We start from the raw sequence: 20,635 nt of genomic DNA on the forward strand, positions 1-20,635 counted from the left end.
GAACATTACGCCCGATCCCCTGAGCTGAAACGGGGTTCGACAGCACGATTTGGATCAGTTTCCGATGAACACGCAACGACCCCGCCCCGCGCGGGAGCTGCGAGGACCCGCCCCGTGCCGAGCAGCACCAGCAACGACACCGCCCCCGCCGCACCCGGAACCGCGAAACCCCACACCGCACCACCGGCCTGGACCACCGGCCCCGCCACCCCCGTCCCCACCGAGGCACCCACCGTGAACGTCGTCACAAGCCAGGAGAAGGCCTCGGTGACCGTCCCGCTCGGCGCATGCCGGTCCACGATGATGAACGCACAGGCGATGCACGGCGCCAGGAACACCCCCGACACCACCGCCAGCAGCACCATCGCGACCGCACCCGGCGTCACCGTCAACGGCAGATAACACACCGCCAGAAGCGCCACCAGCACCCGCAGTCGCCGCTCCGGCACCCCCGCCCACTGGCGCGCCCCGTACACCGTGCCACCGACCAGCGCCCCCAGACCCAGCCCCGCCATCATCCAGCCGTACACCGCGTCACCACCATGACCGTCCGCGTACGACACCGACGCCACCGTGATCGAACCCAGCGCGATACCGACGAACAGAAACGCACCGAGCAGCGCCAGCAGCCCCGGCGAACGCAGAGCGCCCAGCCAGTGCGCCTCACGCGGAGCCGACCGCCACGCACGCGAAGGCGGCGACACCACCACCGAGAGGGCACCCAGCACCCCCAGAAGACTCAGCACCAGCAGGGCGGCCCGCTCGTCCCACAGCGACACGCACAGCGTCACCAGCAGCGGCCCCACGGTGAACATGATCTCCTGCGCGATCGCGTCCATGGCGTACGCCGTGTGCACCTGCTCCTCCCCGCGCAGCACCGACGGCCACAAGGCCCGCAGCCCCCCTTCCAGCGGCGGGGTGAACAGACCGGCCGCCGCCACCGCCGCATACGCCAGCGGCAGCGGATCAGTACCGCAGAACGCGAAGAGCGTCATCGACAGCGCCGCCAGCACGGCCGCCGGCAACTGGACCCGCGGCTGCCCGTACAGGTCGACGAGGCGCCCCAGCACCGGCTGACCCACGGCGTTCGCCACCCCGTAGACCGCCGCGAGAGCGCCTGCCAGGCTGTACGTGCCGCCCTCGGCGCGCACGAACAGCACCAGGGCGATCGCCGCGGTCGCATTGGGCAGCCGGCCCACCAACGTGCCGGTGAGCAGCCGCAGCGCGTGCCGCGCCCGGAGTATCTCCAGATATCCCGTGGCCATGTGCTGCCCTCCAGCGACTCGACCGGAACGCCTCGACGCCCCTACGTTTTACGTATAACTCCCGCTCCCATACGTACCATGTGCGCTGTTCACACGTCCACACGAAAGAGGCAGGCCCACGGTGGCACGCAGCAGCACGCGCCCGACCAGCCGGGACGTCGCCCAGGCGGCCGGAGTCTCCCAAGCCGCCGTCTCCCTCGTACTCGGCGACAAATGGCGCGGCCGCGTCTCCGAAACCACCGCCGAACGCGTCCGCGAAGCCGCACGCGACCTCGGCTACCGCCCCAATCTCGCCGCCCGAAACCTCCGCCTTGGCCGCACCCGCACCGTCCTGCTCGTCGTCCCCGCCCTCACCACCGAATTCTTCGCAGGCGTCTACACAGGCGCCGCTCGCGTCGCCGCCGAAAACGGCTTCGGCGTGGTCCTCTACCCCTCCCCCGAAGGCATCGGCCCCGCCCGCGACCCCTTCGCCTCGGCCCAGGCCGCCCTCGACGGCGTCATCGCCTCCTCCATGGCCGCCGACGCCCTCACCGCCATCCGCGGCGACCAACTCCCCCTCGTCATGCTCGACAGCGACCCCCGGGGCAGCCTGGGCGCCGCCACCGTCAACCTCGACATCACCGACGGCATCCGCCAGATCACCGAACACCTCCTCGGCCTCGGCCACCGCCGCATCCTGCACCTCGCCGCCGACGTACCCTCCTGGACCTTCGAGATCCGCGCACGCGAACTCGCAGCACGCATGGCGGCCGTACCGGGCACCGAGGTACGCACCGCCCGAGCCCCCATCTCCATCGAAGGAGCCCTCGCCGCCACCGAAACCGCACTCACCACACCCGGACCCCGACCCACGGCCGTCGTCTGCGACGACGACAAACTCGCCGCCGGCGCCTACAAGGCCCTCCGCCGCCTCGGCCTGCGCATCCCCGACGACATCTCCGTCACCGGCGTCGACGACCTCGGCCTCGCCACCGCCATCGACCCCGAACTGACGACCGTACGACTCGACGCCGAGCTGTTCGGAGAGCACGGCATGCGAGCCCTCCTCGCCGTCCTGGAGGGCCGGGAACCGGACAGCGGCGACATCCCCGTCCACCTGGTCGCCCGAGGCTCCACAGCCCCGGCACGCGCCACCTGAGGGTCCGGCCCGGCAGGCCCGCGCAAACGCCGTGTGCCCCGGCCGAGACAGACGGCCGGGGCACACAGGAGCAGGCGAACGGGCGCGTTCGGCGCGCTGACGGGTCACTCCTCCTCGGAGCTGTCCTCCTCGGCACTCTCCGCCTCGGTGGCCGCACCCTCCGCCGCCAGCAGACGAGACAGCTGACGGCCCACGATCCGCTTGAACTTACGCTTCTGCGGACGCGTACGATCCAGCACCGCGACCTCCAGACGCTCCGCCGGGATCTCCCGCTCACTGCCGTTGGTGTCACGCGACAGAGCCTGCACGGCCAGCTTCAGCGCCTCCGCGAGGCTCATCCCGTCACGGTGCCGCTGATCCAGGAAACTACTGATCTGCTCGGCATTGCCGCCCACCGCGACCGAACCGTGCTCATCCACGATCGAACCGTCGTGCGGCAACCGGTAGATCTGATCACCCTCGGGGACCTCCCCCACCTCGGCGACGACCAGCTCCACCTCGTACGGCTTCTCGGCCGCCGAAGAGAAGATCGTGCCGAGCGTCTGGGCGTAGACATTGGCGAGACCGCGAGCGGTCACGTCGTCCCGGTCGTATGTGTAGCCACGAAGATCGGCATAGCGCACACCGCCGATCCGCAGGTTCTCGTACTCGTTGTACTTGCCGGCGGCCGCGAAACCGATCCGGTCATAGATCTCGCTGAACTTGTGCAGCGCCCGGGACGGGTTCTCACCGACGAACACGATGCCGTCGGCGTACTGCATGACCACCAGACTGCGGCCACGGGCGATGCCCTTCCGGGCGTACTCCGCCCGGTCGGCCATGGCCTGCTGAGGTGAGACATAGAACGGCGTCGACACCGGTTATCCGTCCCTTTCTGTCATGGTCACTGGATCACCTTGATAAGAACCGGGGCCCGCACTCAGAGCAGCGCGGCCTTGGGACCGTCGGGCTCCTCCAAGCGGCGCTGGAGCACCGCACGGGACAGCTCGGACGACTCGTCCCCGGTGAGCCGGCGGAAACCGTCCTCGGTGATCACGGTGATGATCGGGTAGATCCGGCGGGCGACATCGGGACCACCGGTCGCCGAGTCGTCGTCAGCCGCGTCGTACAGGGCCTGCACCACGAGCGTGGTCGCCTGCTCCTCGGTCAGGTCCTCACGGAACAGCTTCTTCATCGCACCACGCGCGAAGATCGAGCCGGAACCCGTCGCCGCGAAGTTGTGCTCCTCGCTGCGCCCGCCCGTGACGTCGTAGGAGAAGATCCGCCCCTTCTCCCGGTCCAGGTCATACCCCGCGAAGAGCGGCACGACCGCCAGCCCCTGCATGGCCATCCCCAGGTTCGACCGGATCATCGTCGACAACCGGTTCGCCTTGCCCTCCAACGACAGCTGCGCACCCTCGACCTTCTCGAAGTGCTCCAGCTCCAGCTGGAAGAGCTTGACCATCTCCACGGCGAGCCCGGCGGTACCGGCGATACCGACGGCCGAGTACTCGTCCGCCGGGAACACCTTCTCGATGTCCCGCTGGGCGATCACATTGCCCATGGTGGCCCGACGGTCACCGGCGAGCACCACGCCCCCCGGGAAGGTGACGGCCACGATGGTTGTCCCGTGCGGCGCCTCGATCACGCCCTGCGTGGGCGGCAGCTGCCGGTTGCCGGGCAGCAGCTCGGGCTGGTGCTCGGAGAGGAAGTCCATGAAGGAGGAGGACCCTGGCGTCAGGAAGGCAGCTGGTAGACGCCCGGTGCTACGAGTGTTGGCTTCCACAAGTTTCCTTCCAGATAGGCAACAGCCCGACGGCCAACGTCGGGGTCGTCCCTCAATTTGCCGATGGCCGAGTTGCGGTTGAAGCACAGTACGCCTCGGACCCTACCCGTCTTGTGGCAGTGATCCACATGCACGGGCGGGGCTTGCAGACAGATCGCACAGAGCCCGTACTGGGCAGCGATCATCGCGTCACGTTCGGCTTCCGTGATGCCGTGATTCCGCCGCACGGCAAGCCCTACAGCTCGTGGAGAGACCATCGGACGCCGTTGCGTTGCGATGCCACTGACTGTTCGCGCGAACGCTGCCCGCGGCTTGTGCTGCCTGCACCGCGAGCAGCGCTTCACGCCTTCTTCGCTTCCCAACTCCGCCCCCGGTAGCTACCCTCGATTTGAAGGAAGAAGCTACTCTCCACCCTTCTGAACGAAGGAGCGCACGAAGTCCTCTGCATTCTCCTCGAGGACATCGTCGATCTCGTCGAGCACCGAGTCCACGTCGTCGCTCAGCTTCTCGTGCCGTTCCTTGAGGTCCTCCGAGGCCTGCGCGTCCTGCGCCTGCTCCTCGACCTCCTCGGTGGACCGCGTCGCCTTCTGCTGGCCGCCGCCGGTGTCCTTGGTTGCCATAACCCTCACCCCGCTCAGTTCGCCTGCCGATCGGTGATGATCAGACCCTACAAGCCGGGTCCGACATCGGCCCCGCAGTTTCCACAACGTGCGGGGGCCACCTCGATGATTCCCGGGCGGGGGGATTTCCACCCTGTTCCGCCCGGGTCGGGGCCGAGTACCCCCTGGCCCGCTCAGCCGCCCGACAGGACCCTGACCAGGTCTTCTGCGGTGCGGCAGCGGTCCAGCAGTTCCTTGACGTGATTTCGCGTTCCGCGTAGCGGTTCCAGGGTTGGAACGCGCTGCAACGAGTCCCGGCCGGGGAGGTCGAAGATGACCGAGTCCCAGCTGGCCGCGGCTACGTCGTCGGCGTACTGCTCCAGGCAGCGGCCGCGGAAGTAGGCGCGGGTGTCCTCCGGCGGCTTCGTACGGGCCCGGTCGACCTCGGACTCGGCCAGCAGGCGCTTCATGCGGCCACGGGCGACGAGGCGGTTGTAGAGGCCCTTCTCGGCGCGTACGTCGGCGTACTGGAGGTCGACGAGGTGTAGGCGGGCGGCGTCCCAGTCGAGGCTGTCGCGGCGGCGGTAGCCTTCCATCAGTTCGCGCTTGGCGACCCAGTCGAGTTCGCCGGCGAGGCTCATGGGGTCGTTCTCCAGCCTGCCGAGGGTGTCCTCCCAGCGGGACAGGACGTCCTTGGTCTGGTCGTCGGCGTCCGCCCCGTAGCGTTCCTCGACGTACTTCCGCGCCAGCTCGTAGTACTCCATCTGGAGCTGGACCGCGGTCAGGGTCCTGCCGCTGCGCAGTGTGATCAGGCGCTTGAGCGAGGGGTCGTGGGAGACCTGGTGCAGGGTCCGTACCGGCTGGTCGACGGCCAGGTCGACGGCGATGAAGCCGTCCTCGATCATGGCGAGAACCAGTGAGGTCGTGCCCAGCTTGAGGTAGGTCGAGATCTCGGAGAGGTTGGCGTCGCCGATGATCACGTGGAGGCGGCGGTACTTTTCCGCGTCGGCGTGCGGCTCGTCCCTCGTGTTGATGATGGGGCGCTTCAGGGTTGTCTCCAGGCCGACCTCGACCTCGAAGTAGTCGGCGCGCTGGCTGATCTGGAAGCCGTGTTCGTGGCCGTCCTGGCCGATGCCGACGCGGCCGGCGCCGGCGAAGACCTGGCGGGAGACGAAGAAGGGGGTGAGGTGGCGCACGATGTCCGAGAAGGGGGTTTCCCGCTTCATCAGGTAGTTCTCGTGCGTGCCGTAGCTGGCGCCCTTGTTGTCGGTGTTGTTCTTGTAGAGGTGGATGGGCTGGGCGCCGGGGAGCTGGGCCGCCCGCTCCGCCGCTTCCGCCATGATCCGTTCGCCGGCCTTGTCCCACAGGACGGCGTCGCGCGGATTGGTGACCTCGGGGGCGCTGTATTCGGGGTGGGCGTGGTCGACGTAGAGCCGTGCGCCGTTGGTGAGGATGACGTTGGCGAGGCCGATGTCCTCGTCGGTGAGCTGGCTTGCGTCGGCGGCCTCCCGGGCGAGGTCGAAGCCTCGCGCGTCTCGGAGCGGGTTTTCCTCCTCGAAGTCCCAGCGGGCCCGGCGGGCCCGGTGCATCGCCGCCGCGTAGGCGTTGACGATCTGGGATGAGGTGAGCATGGCATTGGCGTTGGGGTGGCCGGGGACGGAGATCCCGTACTCCGTCTCGATGCCCATTACTCGCCGTACGGTCATGCGGCCCTCCTTGCCCGGCGGCACCCTCGGTCGTGGGCGCCGCTCACGTACCGCTGGCGCTCCGGTGCGTGTGCGGTGCCCGTCCCCGCACTGCGCGACTCGGCGGTAGGAACGAGCCTAGAACGCCTTTGCGCTGGTGGGGAGATCATTTGCGTCATTGCCTGCTCCGGTCGTGGCCAGAAAAACAGTCGGCTGCGGGTACCCGGTGGGGCACCCGCAGCCGCCCTGCCGTTACAGGTACTGACCGGTGTTCGCCACCGTGTCGATGGAGCGTCCGGTGTCTGCGCCCTGCTTTCCGGTGATGAGGGTGCGGATGTAGACGATCCGTTCGCCCTTCTTTCCGGAGATGCGGGCCCAGTCGTCGGGGTTGGTGGTGTTGGGCAGGTCTTCGTTCTCCTTGAACTCGTCCACGCAGGCCTGGAGGAGGTGGGAGACGCGGAGGCCCTTCTGGTTCTTTTCGAGGAAGTCCTTGATCGCCATCTTCTTGGCGCGTCCGACGATGTTTTCGATCATGGCGCCGGAATTGAAGTCCTTGAAGTAGAGGACTTCCTTGTCGCCGTTGGCGTAGGTGACTTCCAGGAAGCGGTTCTCCTCGGATTCGGCGTACATCTGCTCGACCGCCGTCTGGATCATGCTCTGGACGGTGGTGGCCTTGTCGCCGCCGTGTTCGCCGAGGTCGTCGGCGTGCAGCGGGAGGCGTTCGGTGAGGTACTTGCCGAAGATGTCCTTGGCGGCTTCGGCGTCGGGGCGCTCGATCTTGATCTTCACGTCGAGGCGGCCGGGGCGCAGGATGGCGGGGTCGATCATGTCCTCGCGGTTGGAGGCGCCGATGACGACCACGTTCTGCAGGCCTTCCACGCCGTCGATCTCGGCGAGCAGCTGGGGGACGATGGTGTTCTCCACGTCGGAGCTGACGCCGGAGCCGCGGGTGCGGAAGAGGGATTCCATCTCGTCGAAGAAGACGATGACGGGGGTGCCCTCGCTGGCCTTTTCGCGGGCTCGCTGGAAGACGAGGCGGATCTGCCGCTCGGTCTCGCCGACGTACTTGTTGAGGAGCTCCGGGCCCTTGATGTTGAGGAAGAAGCTCTTGCCGGCGGCCTGGCCGGTGACCTCGGCGACCTTTTTGGCCAGTGAGTTCGCGACGGCCTTGGCGATGAGTGTCTTGCCGCAGCCGGGGGGGCCGTAGAGCAGGACGCCCTTGGGCGGGCGGAGCTCGTGCTCCTTGAAGAGGTCCGGGTAGAGGTAGGGCAGCTCGACGGCGTCGCGGATGGCTTCGATCTGGTTGCCGAGGCCGCCGATCTGTTCGTAGCCGATGTCGGGGACTTCTTCGAGGACGAGTTCTTCGACCTCGCTCTTGGGGACGACCTCGTAGACATAGCCGGAGCGGGGTTCGAGCAGGAGGGCGTCGCCGGCGCGGATGGTGACGTCCAGCAGCGGCTCGGCGAGCCGTACCACCCGTTCCTCGTCGGTGTGCCCCAGCACGAGGGCGCGTTCGCCGTCCTCAAGGATTTCCTTGAGGGTGACGATGTCGCCGACGCGCTCGAACTCCATGGCCTCGACCACGTTGAGCGCTTCGTTGAGCATGACTTCCTGGCCGCGCCTGAGGTCGTCGAGGTCGACGCTGGGGCTGACGTTCACGCGGAGCTTGCGGCCGCCGGTGAAGATGTCTGCGGTGCCGTCCTCGTTGGCCTGCAGGAACACGCCGAAGCCGGCGGGCGGCTGGGCGAGCCGGTCGACTTCTTCCTTGAGGGCCACGATCTGGTCGCGGGCCTCGCGGAGGGTGTTGGCCAGCCGTTCGTTCTGGGCGGACACGCCGGCCAGGTTGGTCTGCAGCTCGACGATCCGCTCTTCGAGAATCCTCGTGTGTCGCGGAGAGTCGGCGAGCTTGCGTCGCAGGACGGCGATCTCCTGCTCAAGGTAGGCGATCTGCCCGGCCGGGTCGTCGGACCCTCGTCCCGGGCGGATGCCGCGGTTCATGTCGTCGTCGTGGGCTGCCACGGTCCTCACCTCCTCCAAGGGGAGCTGGACGCTTCCAGACCCTACCTGGGTGGGTGTCGATTGAAACCCCTAGATCACCAAGACTGTCAAGGTGTGTCGTCGGTCACCCGGTGCGCTCTCCCTCGCACGGAGGGGATACCCACTCAACGTGATGGGGAAGCAGCTTGTTCCGGGCATTGCGTGGTCGAAACCCTTCAGGACTGGCTGGAGTTGTCCGGTCGGGCCGGTGGGGCGTTTCGCGGGCAGCACTCGGGGCGCTCCCACGATCGTTACGCAGAGCGACGGTTTGAGCGGGCGGTGTCACGGTCGGCACGGCTGGATGTGGTGGGTGCCGGGACGGGGACGCCGTTGTTCTGGTCGGGCGCTGGTACCCGAGGGAGTGGGGGTGGAAACCCGAGGCGGTGGAGCGTGGGTGGAGTGCGGGCGGAGGTAGGGTCGAGGGTGTTCAACAGCCGCTGGTGCGGACCCGGCTGGCCCGTGCGGTGCCGGTTCCGTCCGGCGAATCGACGGCAGGAGAGGTGACCGTGCAGCAGGAGGCCCCGGGCGGGGAGGCGCTGGAGGTCTGGATCGATCAGGATCTGTGTACCGGTGACGGGATCTGCGCCCAGTACGCCCCTGAGGTGTTCGAGCTGGACATCGACGGGCTGGCCTATGTGAAGGGCGCGGACGAGGAACTGCTGCAGGCCGCGGGGGCGACGGTGCCGGTGCCGCTGCCGCTGTTGGCGGATGTGGTGGATTCGGCGAGGGAGTGTCCCGGCGAGTGCATTCATGTGCGCCGGGTTCTGGACAAGGTCGAGGTGTACGGGCCCGACGCGGAGTGATTCCGGGCCGGGCCCGGTGTCAGACGCTGTGGGCGTCGGCGGGGGTGGAGCGGATGAACGCGCTGCCGTTCCAGTGCCATGTGACCGGGGTCTTCAGGTCGGGGCAGCAGTTGGGGACGGCGTCGGAGGAGTAGCCGAGGAGGGTGGCGCCGACTGTGCGGGTGTGGAGGGAGAAGTCGGTGACGGTGAGCCGGTCCTCGGGGTCGACGAGGGTGGCGACGATGCGGGGGGTGCCGGCGTCGGTGGAGCGGGTGAGGACGTAGACGCCGTCGGGTGGGGTTCCCATGGCGGAGTCGCAGTGCACGACGGCGACGGTTTCCGGTTTGCCGTCGCCGTCGAGGTCTCCCGTGGCTTTTTTGGCGACGACGGCTTTGACGGGGCCGCACTGGAGCGGGAAGGCCACGCCGGTGGTGCTGGGTGGTGCGAGAGCGGCGGGGGCGGAGTTCGTGTGTGTGCCGGTGGCGGCCTGGGCGGCTGTGGCCGATCCGGGGTGTACGACGGAGGAGAGGGCCACGACGCCGGCGACGGCTGTGGCGGTGGCGACCCAGTGGATGGGCCGGGTGTGGGTGTGGGCGAGCTCCGGAACGGCGGATTGCTGCACTAGGAGTGTCTCCCGTGAGGAGGGCTGTGCCGGTGGGGTGGCCAGCATGGTGCCACACGTCACAGTGCGGGGGAACGGCGGGGTGCGGGATTCCCGCAGGCGGGGGGGCTCGCGTTGGAGGGTTGGGCCGTGAGGGGGGCGGGGTGTCCTGGTGTTGTGTCAACGTGCGGGCGCCGTGCCCGAGTTCCCGTGTGTGCGAGGAACTGGGGCACGGCGCCTTGGCGTTGTGCTCTGAGCGTTGTGTTCTGTGCGTGGTGCTCTGTGGGGATCGGTCAGCGGGCGGCGCCGCCGTCGGCGTTGGGTCCGGCGTAGTCCTCGCCGTAGGCGCCCTTGGCGGGGCGGCGGCGGCGCATGGGCGGCTCGACTCCGTCGGCGAGGCGACGGGCGGTGAGCAGGAAGCCGGTGTGGCCGATCATGCGGTGGTCCGGGCGGACGGCCAGGCCCTCGATGTGCCAGTTGCGGATCATGGTTTCCCAGGCGGTCGGCTCGTTGAAGCAGCCGATCTCGCGGATGGACTCCACGGTCCGGGCGAGCTGGGTGGTGGTGGCCACGTAGCAGCACAGGATGCCGCCGGGGACGAGTGCCTTGGAGACGGCCTCCAGGCATTCCCAGGGGGCGAGCATGTCGAGGATGACGCGGTCGACGTCGGTGTCGGACAGGTTGTCCTGGAGGTCGCCGACGGTGAGCTGCCAGGCGGGGTGCGGGCCGCCGAAGTAGCGCTCGACGTTCTGCCGGGCGATGTCGGCGAAGTCCTCGCGGCGCTCGTAGGAGTGCAGCATGCCCTGGTCGCCGATGGCGCGCAGCAGGAAGCTGCTGAGCGAGCCGGAGCCGACGCCGGCTTCGACGACGCGTGCGCCGGGGAAGATGTCGGCGAAGGCGAGGATCTGCCCCGCGTCCTTCGGGTAGACGACGGCTGCCCCGCGGGGCATGGACAGGACGTAGTCGGGGAGCAGGGGGCGCAGCGCGAGGTAGGCGACGTTGCCGGTGGTGCGGACAACGCTGCCCTCGGGAGCGCCGATCAGTTCGTCGTGCGGGAAGGAGCCCTTGTGGGTGTGGAAGTTCTTCCCGGCTTCGAGCGTGAACGTGTAGTGGCGACCCTTGGGGTCGGTCAGCTGTACCTGGTCCCCGACCTTGAAGGGCCCGCGCCTGCGGGCGGCACCGGTCGGTTCGGACATGTGACCAGACTACCGGTTCCCTGCGGGGGGCTTCGCCGATGGAGGGTCGGGGCGCCTGTGCGTGGGGACGGGGCGGGTCGTCCGTGGCCGAGCGCGCCCTGGGGCAGGGCGCTATGAAGCCGGTCTTGCCATGGCCTTGACGAAGGCGCGCTCCACGTCTGCTGCGGACAGGACGCCGTAGATCTCGCCGGTCTCCTCGACCACCAGGTACTCCGTGGCCGGGGTGGCCCGGAGGACGTCGAGGAGTTCTTCCCCGGCGAGCTCGGCGGAGACGCGCATGCCGTCGGTGAGGTCATGGGCGAGGCCGCTGACGGGGACCCAGGGGCGGCGGTGTTCGGGTACGCCGACGATGGCGGACTCGCGGACCAGGGAGAGGGGGTTGCCGTGGGCGTCCACGACGACCAGGGCGCGGGCTCCGGCGGCGTTGGCGCGGCGCAGGGCTTCGGAGAGCGGGGTGTCGGTCTGGACGGGCACGGCGCGCCGGGTGAGGGTGCGGGCGCGGAGTTCGGGGAGGTGTTCGCGCAGGCGGGCCATGCGCAGGCTGTTGCCGGCGCCGGTCCAGATGATCGCGGCGAGGATGGCGGCGAGCAGGGCGTCGGTGACGGTGTCCATGCCGGTGGTGTCAGTGCTGTCGCCGCCGAGGGCGCCGGACTGGTTGAGCAGGGGCAGGCCGATCAGGACGGCGACGGCGAGGGCGCGGCCGACCCAGGCGGCGGCGATGGTGCCGCTCATGGGTTTGCCGGTGATCTTCCAGACGACGGCGCGGAGCATGCGGCCGCCGTCGAGGGGCAGGCCGGGGAGGAGGTTGAAGATCGCCACGATGAGGTTGGAGATCATCAGGCCGGCCAGCAGGACGCCGGTGACGGTGCCGGGGTCCACGGGTTTCATGGCGAGGTAGAACAGCCCGGCGAGGACGAGGGAGAGCAGGGGGCCGACGAAGGCGAGGATGAATTCCCGGCCGGGGGTCTCGGCCTCTTTCTCGATTTCGGAGACGCCGCCGAAGAACTGCAGCTGGATGCGGCGGACCGGGAGCCTGAAGCGGATCGCGGCGACGGTGTGGGCCAGTTCGTGGACCAGGACGGAGGCGTAGAAGGCGACGGCGAAGAACAGGGAGACCAGGTAGCGGGCGGCGCCCAGCTCGGGCAGGACGCGGTCGAGCTGGCCGCCGAAGACCCAGGTGATCAGGGCGGCGACGAGGAACCAGCTCGGCGCGACGTACACGGGCACGCCGAACGGCCGGCCCATGAGGATGCCTCCCCCGGGTTCCTTGGGCCGCGGCTGCGGCGGCTCGCCCTTGGCGATGCCGGAGTGAGCGGGCGACCTGTGCTGGGGGTGCGGGTCGCTTGTGGTGCCGGCGCCGGGGCCTGGGGCGTCCTCGGGGAGGGTGCTGTCCGTGGCGCTGTCCGGGGCGCCGGGGTGGCCGGTCGTGGTGCCGGGCTCGGCGCCGTCGCTGGTTGCGTCGGCGGGTGAGCCGCTGTCGGTGCTGCCCGTCGCTTCACTGATGCCAGCGCCCTGCGAGTCGCGGGCGGGAGCCTCGGCGTCCGCGTCGGCGTGGGTGCCGGGGGTGTCCTTGGGGGGCTGAGCGGGGTGTGGGAGCGCCGGCCGGTCGGTCGCGTCGCCGGGGTTGTCGGGGTCGGGCCCGGCGGCTCGGGGGGCCGAGGGTTCTCGGGGCTCCGGGCCGGTGTGGTCGGTGGGGCCGGTCGTCGGGGCCGTTGGACCCGCGGGGTGCTCGGCCGGCTCTTCGTTGCCGGACCGCGGCTGCCCGCTCCCGCCGCTCACGTCCACGGTGTCCCCTCGTTCGAAGCGTCTTCCGTACCTGCCGGACGGAAGGGTCTCTGGTCGATGGTATGCGGCCGTGGTGGCGCGTTCCGCCCCGGCACCCCTTGTGTTTGTCCCATGGTCGCGTGGCCGGGGCGGGCGGCGGCTGGGTGACTGTCAGTGGCGGGCCGTAAGGTCTGTGGTCATGGACAGCAGCATGGAGGACGCGGCAGCCCGGTCGGGCCGCGCCGAGCAGACGGATCCGGGCGAGGTGCCGGCGGCGACGCCCACGACCGCTCCGGCGGCCCCCGTGCCGGTGCCGAGCCCGTCGACGGCCGCGGAGGCGACCGGGGCGCCCCGCTCTCCGGACGCTTCCCCCGCTCCCGAGGACTCACCGACTCCGACTGCCCGGACCTCCCCCGCTCCCGAGGACTCCCCCGCTGCCGAGGCGTCCCCGGTCTCGGAGGCGCGTTCCGCGTCCGGTGGGGTGGCCGGGGCGGAGGCGGTGGTGGGTGGCGTCGCCGGAGCCGGTGGGGAGCGTGTTGCCATGGCGCCCACGTCGTTGTCGCCTTCCCGGGCCAGCGATTTCATGCAGTGTCCGCTGTTGTACCGGTTCCGGGTGATCGACCGGCTGCCGGAGAAGCCGAGCGCGGCGGCGACGCGGGGCACGCTGGTGCACGCGGTGCTGGAGCGGCTGTTCGACGCGCCCGCGGTGGAGCGGACCGCGCCGCGGGCCAAGGCGCTGATCCCGGGTCAGTGGGACCGGCTGCGGGAGAGCAGGCCGGAGGTCACGGAGCTGTTCGCCGACGACCCGGAGGGGGAGCGACTGGCCGGATGGCTGGCGGAGGCCGAGCGGCTGGTCGAGCGCTGGTTCACGCTGGAGGATCCGACGCGGCTGGAGCCGGCCGAGCGGGAGCTGTTCGTGGAGGCCGAGCTGGAGTCGGGACTGCGGCTGCGCGGGATCATCGACCGGGTGGACGTGGCACCGACGGGTGAGGTGCGGATCGTCGACTACAAGACGGGGAAGGCGCCGAGACCGGAGTACTCGGAGGGGGCGCTGTTCCAGATGAAGTTCTACGCCCTGGTGGTGTGGCGGTTGAAGCGGGTCGTGCCGCGCCGGCTCCAACTGGTGTATCTCGGTAGCGGTGATGTGCTGACGTACGACCCGGTCCTCGCCGATCTGGAGCGGGTCGAGCGCAAGCTGCACGCGCTGTGGGACGCCATCAGGCAGGCCACGGAGACCGGGGAGTGGCGGCCGCGGCCGACGAAGTTGTGCGGCTGGTGCGACCACCAGGCGCACTGCCCGGAGTTCGGGGGCACTCCGCCGCCGTATCCGCTGCCGGTGCGGGCGGCCGAGTCCGGGACGGTGTGAGGCCGAGAGGTCGGGCAGGGCAGAATGGGCCGGGACTAGCGAAGGAGTGTCACGTGGCCATCCGTGTCCTACTGGTCGACGACCAGCCCCTGCTGCGTACGGGTTTCCGGATGATCCTGGAGGCCGAGCAGGACATCGCGGTCGTGGGCGAGGCCGGTGACGGTCTGCAGGCCCTCGATCAGGTTCGGGCCCTGCAGCCGGACGTCGTGCTGATGGACATCCGTATGCCGCGGATGGACGGGGTGGAGGCGACCCGGCAGATCACCGGGCCGGGCCGGGACGGTCCGGCGAAGGTACTGGTGCTGACGACGTTCGATCTGGACGAGTACGTGGTGGAGGCGCTGCGGGCCGGGGCCAGCGGCTTCCTGCTGAAGGACGCGCCGGCCGACGAGTTGGTGCAGGCGATCCGGGTGGTCGCGGCCGGTGAGGCGATGCTGGCGCCGAGCATCACGCGCCGGCTGCTGGACAAGTACGCCACGCATCTGCCCTCCGGTGAGGAGCCGGTGCCGGACACGCTGAACACCCTGACCGACCGTGAGGTGGAGGTGCTGAAGCTGGTGGCGCGCGGCCTGTCGAACGCGGAGATCGCGGCCGATCTGTTCGTCAGTGAGACGACCGTGAAGACGCATGTGGGGCATGTGCTGACCAAGCTGGGTCTCAGGGACCGGGTGCAGGCGGCGGTGTACGCGTACGAGAGCGGGCTGGTGCGTCCCGGCGCGCAGTAGGCGGACGGTTCGGTACGACGCCGAAGGGCGCTCTTCCCGTGTGGGGAAGGGCGCCCTTGGCGTCTGCAACGTCTGCGACATCTGCGACGTGTGCGGCTGAGCAGGCGTCAGCTCTTGCTGAGTTCCCAGAACCGGAACACGGTGGAGGCGTCCAGGCAGTACTCCAGGCCGTAGACGCCGTCGCGGACGACCGCGTACTGCTTGGCCTGCCAGACGGGCAGGACGGGCAGTTCGGCGGCGACGATGTTCTGCAGCCGTCCGAAGTCCTTGTCGGTGGCGGCGCGGTCGCTCTGCGCGGCGGTGTCGGGGATGAGGGTGCCGGAGATGGTGCGGTTGGTGTAGTTGTTGTCCAGCACGTTGCCCTTGCCGAAGAACGGCGCGGTGAAGTTGTCGGCGTCCGGGTAGTCGGGCACCCAGCCCTTGACGTAGACGCCGTACTTGCCGGCCGCGATGTCCTTCTCGTACTGGTCGAAGGCGACGGACTTGACGTCGGCGTCGAACAGACCGCTGGCGTTGAGCTGTCCGGCGATGGCCTTCAGTTCCTCGTCGGTGGCGGGGCCGTAGCGCGACGGCGTGGACCACAGGGTGAGCTTGACCTTGCCGGTGATGCCGGCGGCGCGCAGTGCGGCGGCGGCCTTGGCCCGGGAGGGGCGGGCGCCGTAGGTGTCGAAGAAGGCGGTGTTGTGGCCGACGATGCCCGCCGGGATGATCGAGTACAGCGGGGTGGCGGTGCCCTGGTAGACGTTCTTGATGAGGGCGTCGCGGTCGATGAGGTAGGCCATGGCCTTGCGGACGCCGGCCTTTCCGGCGACCGGGTCGTGCATGTTGAAGACCAGGTGCTGGACTTCGGCACTGGTTCCCTCGATGACGTCGACGCCCTTGCTGTCGTTCTGCTTGTCGAGGCCGGCGACGTCGGAGGCGGACAGGCCTCGGTAGGCGAGGTCGATGTCGCCGTCGGTCAGGGCCGTCTTCAGGGCGGTGCGGTCGCCGTGGAAGAACTTCAGGGTGACGCCGGAGTTCTTGACCTTGGCGGTGCCCTTGTAGTTGCCGTTGACGGAGAAGACAGCCTTGTCCTTGTCGAAGGAGTCCAGCTTGTAGGGGCCGGAGCCGACGGCCTGGTGGTCGGTGCGCAGGCCGCTCGCGTCGTACTGGCGGTGGTCGACGATGGAGCCGGCACCGGAGGCGATCTTGCTGGGGAAGGTGGCGTCGGAGGTCTTCAGGTGGAAGACGACCGTCTTCGCGTCGGGCGTGTCGATGCCGCCGAGCATCGGGAACATGATCGCGGGCCCGGCGGGGTCGTTGATCTTCAGCATGCGGTCGAAGGAGAACTTCACGTCCTTCGAGGTGAGGGGGTCACCGTTGCTGAACTTCAGGCCGTCCTTGAGTTGGCACCGGTACTCCGTGGCGCGGGAGTCGGTGAAGGAGCACGCCTTCGCCAGTTCCGGCTGGGGCTGGGTCCCCCCCTTGGGGAAGCTGAGCAGCGACTGGAAGACGTTGTCGAACAACAGCCAGGAGCCGGGGTCGTAGCCGGATGCCGGATCCGTGGCGAGGACGTCGTCGGACATCCCCATCACCACAGAGGAGCCGGTACCCCCGGAGTCACCGGTCTCCGAGCCGCAGCCGGTCAACAGGCCGGAGGCCAGCCCCGCCACAATGGGCAGGACTGGCCACTGGTTGCGCATGTTCACTTGAAATGTGCCTTGTCGTCGGTTCGTCATCCCGAAGCCGCCGTCCTGGCCCCGGGTTGTCCGGGGCCAGTGGTCCCTGGCCCCGGATAAGAGAGCCGTCAGCCGCTCACACCGCGGCCGAGCTCCCACAGCTGAAGCGTCGAGGAGGAGTTGAGGGCGTAGGCGACACCGGTGATGTCGTCCCGCGCGGCGACGTACTGCTTGCCCTGCCACAGCGGCAGAACGGGGACGTCCTCGGCGACGGTGTCCTGGATCTGCGTCAGGCTCTTCGCGGCGTTGAGCCGGTTGGCCTCGCGGCGGGACTGAGGGATCAGGGTGTGCTGGATGGTGCCGTTGGAGTACGGCGAGCCGAGGAAGTTGTCCTTGTCGAGGAAGGGCGCGAGGAAGTTGTCGGCATCGGGGAAGTCGGGGAACCAGCCCATGCCGTAGACGTCGTACTGGCCCTTCCGCTCCGCCGGGCGGAAGGTGTCCCAGGTGTGGCCCTGGATGGAGGCGTCGAACAGGCCGCTGTTGTTGAGCTGCTGCTGCAGAACCTCGAACTCCTTCTTGGTGGCGGAGCCGTAGTGGTCGGTGGTGTAGTGCAGGGTCAGCTTGACCGGGGTGGTGATGCCGGCCTTGGTCAGCAGGTCCTTGGCCTTGGCGACGCTGGGGTTGCCGTACTTGTTGAAGAACGAGTTGGAGTGGCCGGTGACGGTGGCGGGGACGAGCGAGTACAGCGGCTCGGCCTGGGTGCCGTAGACCTTGGAGATGAGGGCCGCGCGGTCGATGAGCTGGGCCATGGCCTGGCGTACGGCCTTGGACTTCACCGTCGGTGCGTCGGTGTTGAAGGCCAGGTAGCGGATCTCCAGGCCCGGCATGTCGACCAGGTCGGCCTTGTCGTCGCTGCCGGCGTCCAGCTTCTGGATCTGGGCGGGCGTCATGGTGCGGGTCATGACGTCGATGTCACCGTTGTCGATGGCGGCGCCCATGGCGTCGGCGTCGCTGAAGGAACGCAGTTCGACCTTGTCGTTGTTCACCTTCACGGCGCCCTTGTAGGCGGGGTTCTTGGTGAAGGTGGCGGCGGTCATGGTGTTGCCGCTGACGTCGGCCTGGAAGGTGTAGGGGCCCGAGCCGTCGACGTCGAAGCCGTCGCGCAGCTTGTCCTTCTGGTAGTCCTTCGGGTTGATGATGCCCGCGACCGGGGTGGACAGCTTGTACGGGAAGGTGGCGTCGGCGGTCTTGAGGTGGAAGATGACCTCGCGCTCACCCTGGGTCTCGATGGTGTCGATGGTGTTCAGCAGGGCGGACACACCACTGTCGGCCTTGATGTGCAGGGCGCGCTCGATGGAGAACTTGACGTCCTGGGCGGTCACCGGATCGCCGCTCGCGAACTTCAGGCCGTCGCGGAGCTTGCACGCGTAGCGTTCGCTGCCGCTGTCGGTGAAGGAGCAGCTCTCGGCGGCGTCCGGGATGGGGTCGCCCTCGCCCTTGGGCTGCGCCATCAGCGTCTGCACGGTCTGACGCAGGATGTTCCAGGTGCCGACGTCGTAGGCGTAGGCGGGGTCGACGGGCGCGGGAGCGTCGCTGGTGGCGGTGAACCGGTCCGTGGTGCCGACGACGATGGCGTCGCCGCTCTTGCTCCCGCTGTCGGATCCGCCGCACGCGGCGAGAACCGGGGTGAGCAGGCCGGCCACCGCCGGCAGCACCAAAGTCTTGCGGTTCATCGGGGGGTTTCTCCAGAGCTGTTCGAGTCCGTGTATCCGGCATGCATGGGTGGTGCGGCGGATCACGGGGGGTTGCGGCGATGTTCTCGCGATGAGATTAGTCCGAGCCCGCAGGCGGGTTCACAGCCCCGCGAGTTGACCCGCCATCACGCAGTGAAACCAGGTGCCGACACACCGAAAACCCGACAGTGGCAGGATTAGTGCAGCTTCCCACCAATCGGGACACAAAGACACGACAGTTGGGCCCGAGGAAGGGGGATCAGCACATCCCGGCCGGGTTGTCGAGCCCCTTGACGGTGGGGAACGTCACACTTTCAACTGTGTGACGAGTCAGCAGAATTCAGCCGCGCGGCCTGACCGGAATTCCACTCGGGTGTACTTCCCCGGAAATTTGTCCAACCAGGCCAATGGACATGGCACTCAGTGTGAACGGCTAGCGCATTTCCGTCATCAGGCCGCGCAGAAATGCCAGGTCGACCTCTTCCAGAGAGGTCACGACGGTGCGTCCCTCGGCCGGGGTGATGGTGGCGACGGAGGGTACGGCGACCACGCGGCAGCCCGCGGCCTCGGCGGCGGCGACACCGGTGGCGGTGTCCTCCACCACCGCGCATCTGTCCGGTTCCGCACCGAGCCCGGCGGCGGCGAGCAGGTAGGGGTCGGGGAACGGCTTGGTGCGCGTGACCTCGTCACCGGCGATGGACAGGGCGAAGTGGTGCGGGCCGAGCACGCTCAGCACGCGGTCGATGATGCGCCGGTGGGAGGCCGAGACCAGGGCCGTGGGGATGGCGTGCTCGTGGAGTTCGGCCAGCAGGCGGGCGGCGCCCGGCATCAGCGGCAGGGCACGGTCGATGCGGTCCTCGAAGCCCTCGTTCAGCAGCACGGTGAGTTCGGCGAGGGTGATGTCGGCGCCGGTGGCCTCGATGAGGAAGGCGGCGCTGCGGGTCATGGGGCCGCCGACGACGACGTGCCGCCAGGAGTCGTCCAGGGTGTGGCCGAGGCCGGCGAAGATCTCGACCTCGACGTCCCACCAGAAGCCCTCGGTGTCCACCAGGGTGCCGTCCATGTCCAGCAGCACGGCCTGCAGTGCTGAGCCTTCCGCCGTACGGGTTCCTGACGCGGGGACCGTGCTGGTCATCCGGGCGCACCTCCTTGAGGGACGAGCAGGCCGGTTCCCGGACAGGGAACCGGCCTGCAGTGGGCCGACAAGTGTACGCCGCCGACACCGGAAACGCCTCGTTTATCACTCACGTCCGGGGGTATCTCTTGAAACACCCCTGGCGCAGCCCGGAGGGCCTCAGGCGTGCCCGCGCCCCGAAGGGCGCGGGGAACTGGTCGGCCTCACCGGGCGTTGAAGTACTTCGCCTCCGGATGATGGATCACGATCGCGTCCGTGGACTGCTCTGGGTGCAGCTGGAACTCCTCGGACAGGTGGACGCCGATCCGCTCCGGCCGGAGCAGGTCGGCGATCTTGGCGCGGTCCTCCAGGTCGGGGCAGGCGCCGTAGCCCAGGGAGAAGCGGGCCCCCCGGTACTTCAGGGCGAACATGTCCTCGATGTCGGCCGGGTCCTCACCGGCGAAGCCGAGTTCGGAGCGGACCCGGGCGTGCCAGTACTCGGCGAGCGCCTCGGCCAACTGCACGGACAGGCCGTGCAGTTCGAGGTAGTCACGGTAGGAGTTGGCCTCGAAGAGCTTCGCGGTCTCCTCGCCGATGCGCGAGCCGACGGTGACGACCTGGAGGCCGACGACGTCGGTCTCCCCCGACTCCTGCGGGCGGAAGAAGTCGGCCAGGCACAGCCGGCGGCCGCGGCGCTGGCGCGGGAAGGTGAACCGGGTGCGTTCGTTGCCGTGCTCGTCCAGGATGATCAGGTCGTCGTCCTTGGAGACGCAGGGGAAGTAGCCGTAGACGACGGCCGCTTCGAGCAGGTTCTCGGTCTGCAGCCGGTCCAGCAGGCCGCGCAGCCGCGGCCGGCCCTCGGTCTCCACCAGTTCCTCGTACGACGGGCCCTCGCCGGTGCGGGCCTGCTTCAGCCCCCACTGGCCCTTGAACAGCGCGCCCTCGTCGAGCCAGCTCGCGTACTCCTTGAGCTGGATGCCCTTGACGATCCGGGTGTCCCAGAACGGCGGCGTCGGTACCGGGTTGTCGGTGGCCACGTCGGAGCGGACGTGCCCCGCCTCGGGGTGCTCCTCGACCTCGGCAGCGGCGGTGGGTCGCACCCGGCGCTGGCGCAGTTCGGGCAGTTTGGCGCCGGGCAGGCCGCGCTTGACGCCGATGAGGGCGTCCATCAGGCGCAGCCCCTCGAAGGCGTCGCGGGCGTAGCGGA

At 69.1% G+C, this 20,635-nt stretch carries 19 protein-coding genes; 4 read left to right on the forward strand and 15 right to left on the reverse strand.

Annotated features, from left to right (window positions below):
• Positions 1–5 precede the first annotated feature (5 nt).
• Positions 6–1,265, reverse strand: coding sequence for an MFS transporter (locus tag ACZ41I_RS24230; protein WP_363216668.1), 1,260 nt, complete (start codon positions 1,263–1,265; stop codon positions 6–8).
• A 121-nt stretch (positions 1,266–1,386) separates the two neighbouring features.
• Between ACZ41I_RS24230 and ACZ41I_RS24235 the strand changes: the two genes are divergently transcribed.
• Entirely contained in the window at positions 1,387–2,403 is a 1,017-nt protein-coding gene (locus tag ACZ41I_RS24235) for a LacI family DNA-binding transcriptional regulator (protein WP_363216667.1), read from the forward strand.
• A gap of 104 nt (positions 2,404–2,507) precedes the next feature.
• Here the strand turns inward: ACZ41I_RS24235 and prcA are convergent, their stop codons facing one another.
• The 6 genes from prcA to arc all read right to left on the reverse strand — a co-directional run bounded on the left by prcA (position 2,508) and on the right by arc (position 8,471).
• Positions 2,508–3,260, reverse strand: a complete 753-nt coding sequence (prcA, locus tag ACZ41I_RS24240) for a proteasome subunit alpha (protein WP_468515032.1) — start codon at positions 3,258–3,260, stop codon at positions 2,508–2,510.
• 62 nt (positions 3,261–3,322) lie between these two features.
• Positions 3,323–4,168, reverse strand: coding sequence for a proteasome subunit beta (prcB, locus tag ACZ41I_RS24245; protein WP_468515033.1), 846 nt, complete (start codon positions 4,166–4,168; stop codon positions 3,323–3,325).
• Positions 4,120–4,425, reverse strand: a complete 306-nt coding sequence (locus ACZ41I_RS24250; RefSeq protein WP_468515034.1) for an endonuclease VII domain-containing protein — start codon at positions 4,423–4,425, stop codon at positions 4,120–4,122. The genes prcB and ACZ41I_RS24250 overlap by 49 nt, the downstream gene beginning before the upstream one ends.
• A 144-nt stretch (positions 4,426–4,569) precedes the next feature.
• Entirely contained in the window at positions 4,570–4,788 is a 219-nt protein-coding gene (locus ACZ41I_RS24255; RefSeq protein ID WP_020939002.1) for a ubiquitin-like protein Pup, read from the reverse strand.
• Positions 4,789–4,961: 173 nt separating this feature from the next.
• A complete protein-coding gene (gene dop, locus ACZ41I_RS24260; RefSeq protein ID WP_363216663.1) occupies positions 4,962–6,473 on the reverse strand; it encodes a depupylase/deamidase Dop in 1,512 nt (503 codons plus the stop codon).
• 231 nt (positions 6,474–6,704) lie between these two features.
• Positions 6,705–8,471, reverse strand: a complete 1,767-nt coding sequence (gene arc / locus ACZ41I_RS24265) for a proteasome ATPase (RefSeq protein WP_351242649.1) — start codon at positions 8,469–8,471, stop codon at positions 6,705–6,707.
• Between the two features lie 518 nt (positions 8,472–8,989).
• Between arc and ACZ41I_RS24270 the strand changes: the two genes are divergently transcribed.
• Positions 8,990–9,292 (forward strand): ferredoxin, encoded by a 303-nt coding sequence (locus ACZ41I_RS24270; RefSeq protein WP_363216662.1) that lies wholly within the window; start codon positions 8,990–8,992, stop codon positions 9,290–9,292.
• Positions 9,293–9,311: 19 nt separating this feature from the next.
• On the opposite strand, the gene ACZ41I_RS24275 is transcribed toward ACZ41I_RS24270, so the two are convergent.
• The 4 genes from ACZ41I_RS24275 to ACZ41I_RS24290 form a co-directional block, all read right to left on the reverse strand.
• Positions 9,312–9,893 carry a hypothetical protein gene (locus ACZ41I_RS24275; protein ID WP_363216661.1) on the reverse strand — a complete coding sequence of 194 codons (582 nt, stop codon included), beginning with the start codon at positions 9,891–9,893 and terminating at the stop codon, positions 9,312–9,314.
• Between the two features lie 272 nt (positions 9,894–10,165).
• Positions 10,166–11,068: a tRNA (adenine-N1)-methyltransferase gene (locus ACZ41I_RS24280; protein ID WP_142196364.1), complete on the reverse strand. Its 903-nt coding sequence runs from the start codon at positions 11,066–11,068 to the stop codon at positions 10,166–10,168.
• Positions 11,069–11,179: 111 nt separating this feature from the next.
• The gene (locus ACZ41I_RS24285; protein WP_468515035.1) at positions 11,180–12,853 is read right to left on the reverse strand and encodes a site-2 protease family protein; all 1,674 of its coding nucleotides are present in this window, start codon (positions 12,851–12,853) and stop codon (positions 11,180–11,182) included.
• A 150-nt stretch (positions 12,854–13,003) separates the two neighbouring features.
• Positions 13,004–13,375 carry a hypothetical protein gene (locus ACZ41I_RS24290; protein ID WP_468515042.1) on the reverse strand — a complete coding sequence of 124 codons (372 nt, stop codon included), beginning with the start codon at positions 13,373–13,375 and terminating at the stop codon, positions 13,004–13,006.
• On the opposite strand from ACZ41I_RS24290, the gene ACZ41I_RS24295 reads away from it, so the two are divergent.
• Positions 13,332–14,198 (forward strand): RecB family exonuclease, encoded by an 867-nt coding sequence (locus ACZ41I_RS24295; RefSeq protein ID WP_468321540.1) that lies wholly within the window; start codon positions 13,332–13,334, stop codon positions 14,196–14,198. The genes ACZ41I_RS24290 and ACZ41I_RS24295 overlap by 44 nt on opposite strands.
• Before the next feature lie 53 nt (positions 14,199–14,251).
• Positions 14,252–14,923: a response regulator transcription factor gene (locus tag ACZ41I_RS24300; protein ID WP_351242639.1), complete on the forward strand. Its 672-nt coding sequence runs from the start codon at positions 14,252–14,254 to the stop codon at positions 14,921–14,923.
• 107 nt (positions 14,924–15,030) lie between these two features.
• Here the strand turns inward: ACZ41I_RS24300 and ACZ41I_RS24305 are convergent, their stop codons facing one another.
• The 4 genes from ACZ41I_RS24305 to ACZ41I_RS24320 all read right to left on the reverse strand — a co-directional run.
• On the reverse strand, positions 15,031–16,611 hold the full coding sequence (locus ACZ41I_RS24305) for an ABC transporter substrate-binding protein (protein ID WP_468515036.1): 1,581 nt from the start codon (positions 16,609–16,611) through the stop codon (positions 15,031–15,033).
• A 98-nt stretch (positions 16,612–16,709) separates the two neighbouring features.
• Positions 16,710–18,314 carry an ABC transporter substrate-binding protein gene (locus ACZ41I_RS24310; RefSeq protein ID WP_363216657.1) on the reverse strand — a complete coding sequence of 535 codons (1,605 nt, stop codon included), beginning with the start codon at positions 18,312–18,314 and terminating at the stop codon, positions 16,710–16,712.
• Between the two features lie 433 nt (positions 18,315–18,747).
• The gene (locus ACZ41I_RS24315) at positions 18,748–19,449 is read right to left on the reverse strand and encodes an HAD family hydrolase (RefSeq protein WP_363216656.1); all 702 of its coding nucleotides are present in this window, start codon (positions 19,447–19,449) and stop codon (positions 18,748–18,750) included.
• Positions 19,450–19,652: 203 nt separating this feature from the next.
• Positions 19,653–20,635 (reverse strand): vitamin B12 dependent-methionine synthase activation domain-containing protein (locus tag ACZ41I_RS24320; RefSeq protein WP_468515037.1); only part of this gene is annotated, 983 nt, incomplete at its 5' end.

The sequence above is a fragment of the Streptomyces sp. NPDC030799 genome (assembly GCF_055572255.1).

Bases quoted from the DNA above. Each gene is read 5' to 3' on its own strand.
- ACZ41I_RS24230 (WP_363216668.1), bottom strand. From the start codon at position 1,265: ATGGCCACGGGATATCTGGAGATACTCCGGGCGCGGCACGCGCTGCGG.
- ACZ41I_RS24290 (WP_468515042.1), bottom strand. From the start codon at position 13,375: ATGGCAACACGCTCCCCACCGGCTCCGGCGACGCCACCCACCACCGCC.
- ACZ41I_RS24250 (WP_468515034.1), bottom strand. From the start codon at position 4,425: ATGGTCTCTCCACGAGCTGTAGGGCTTGCCGTGCGGCGGAATCACGGC.
- ACZ41I_RS24310 (WP_363216657.1), bottom strand. From the start codon at position 18,314: ATGAACCGCAAGACTTTGGTGCTGCCGGCGGTGGCCGGCCTGCTCACC.
- ACZ41I_RS24255 (WP_020939002.1), bottom strand. From the start codon at position 4,788: ATGGCAACCAAGGACACCGGCGGCGGCCAGCAGAAGGCGACGCGGTCC.
- ACZ41I_RS24280 (WP_142196364.1), bottom strand. From the start codon at position 11,068: ATGTCCGAACCGACCGGTGCCGCCCGCAGGCGCGGGCCCTTCAAGGTC.
- ACZ41I_RS24315 (WP_363216656.1), bottom strand. From the start codon at position 19,449: ATGACCAGCACGGTCCCCGCGTCAGGAACCCGTACGGCGGAAGGCTCA.
- dop (WP_363216663.1), bottom strand. From the start codon at position 6,473: ATGACCGTACGGCGAGTAATGGGCATCGAGACGGAGTACGGGATCTCC.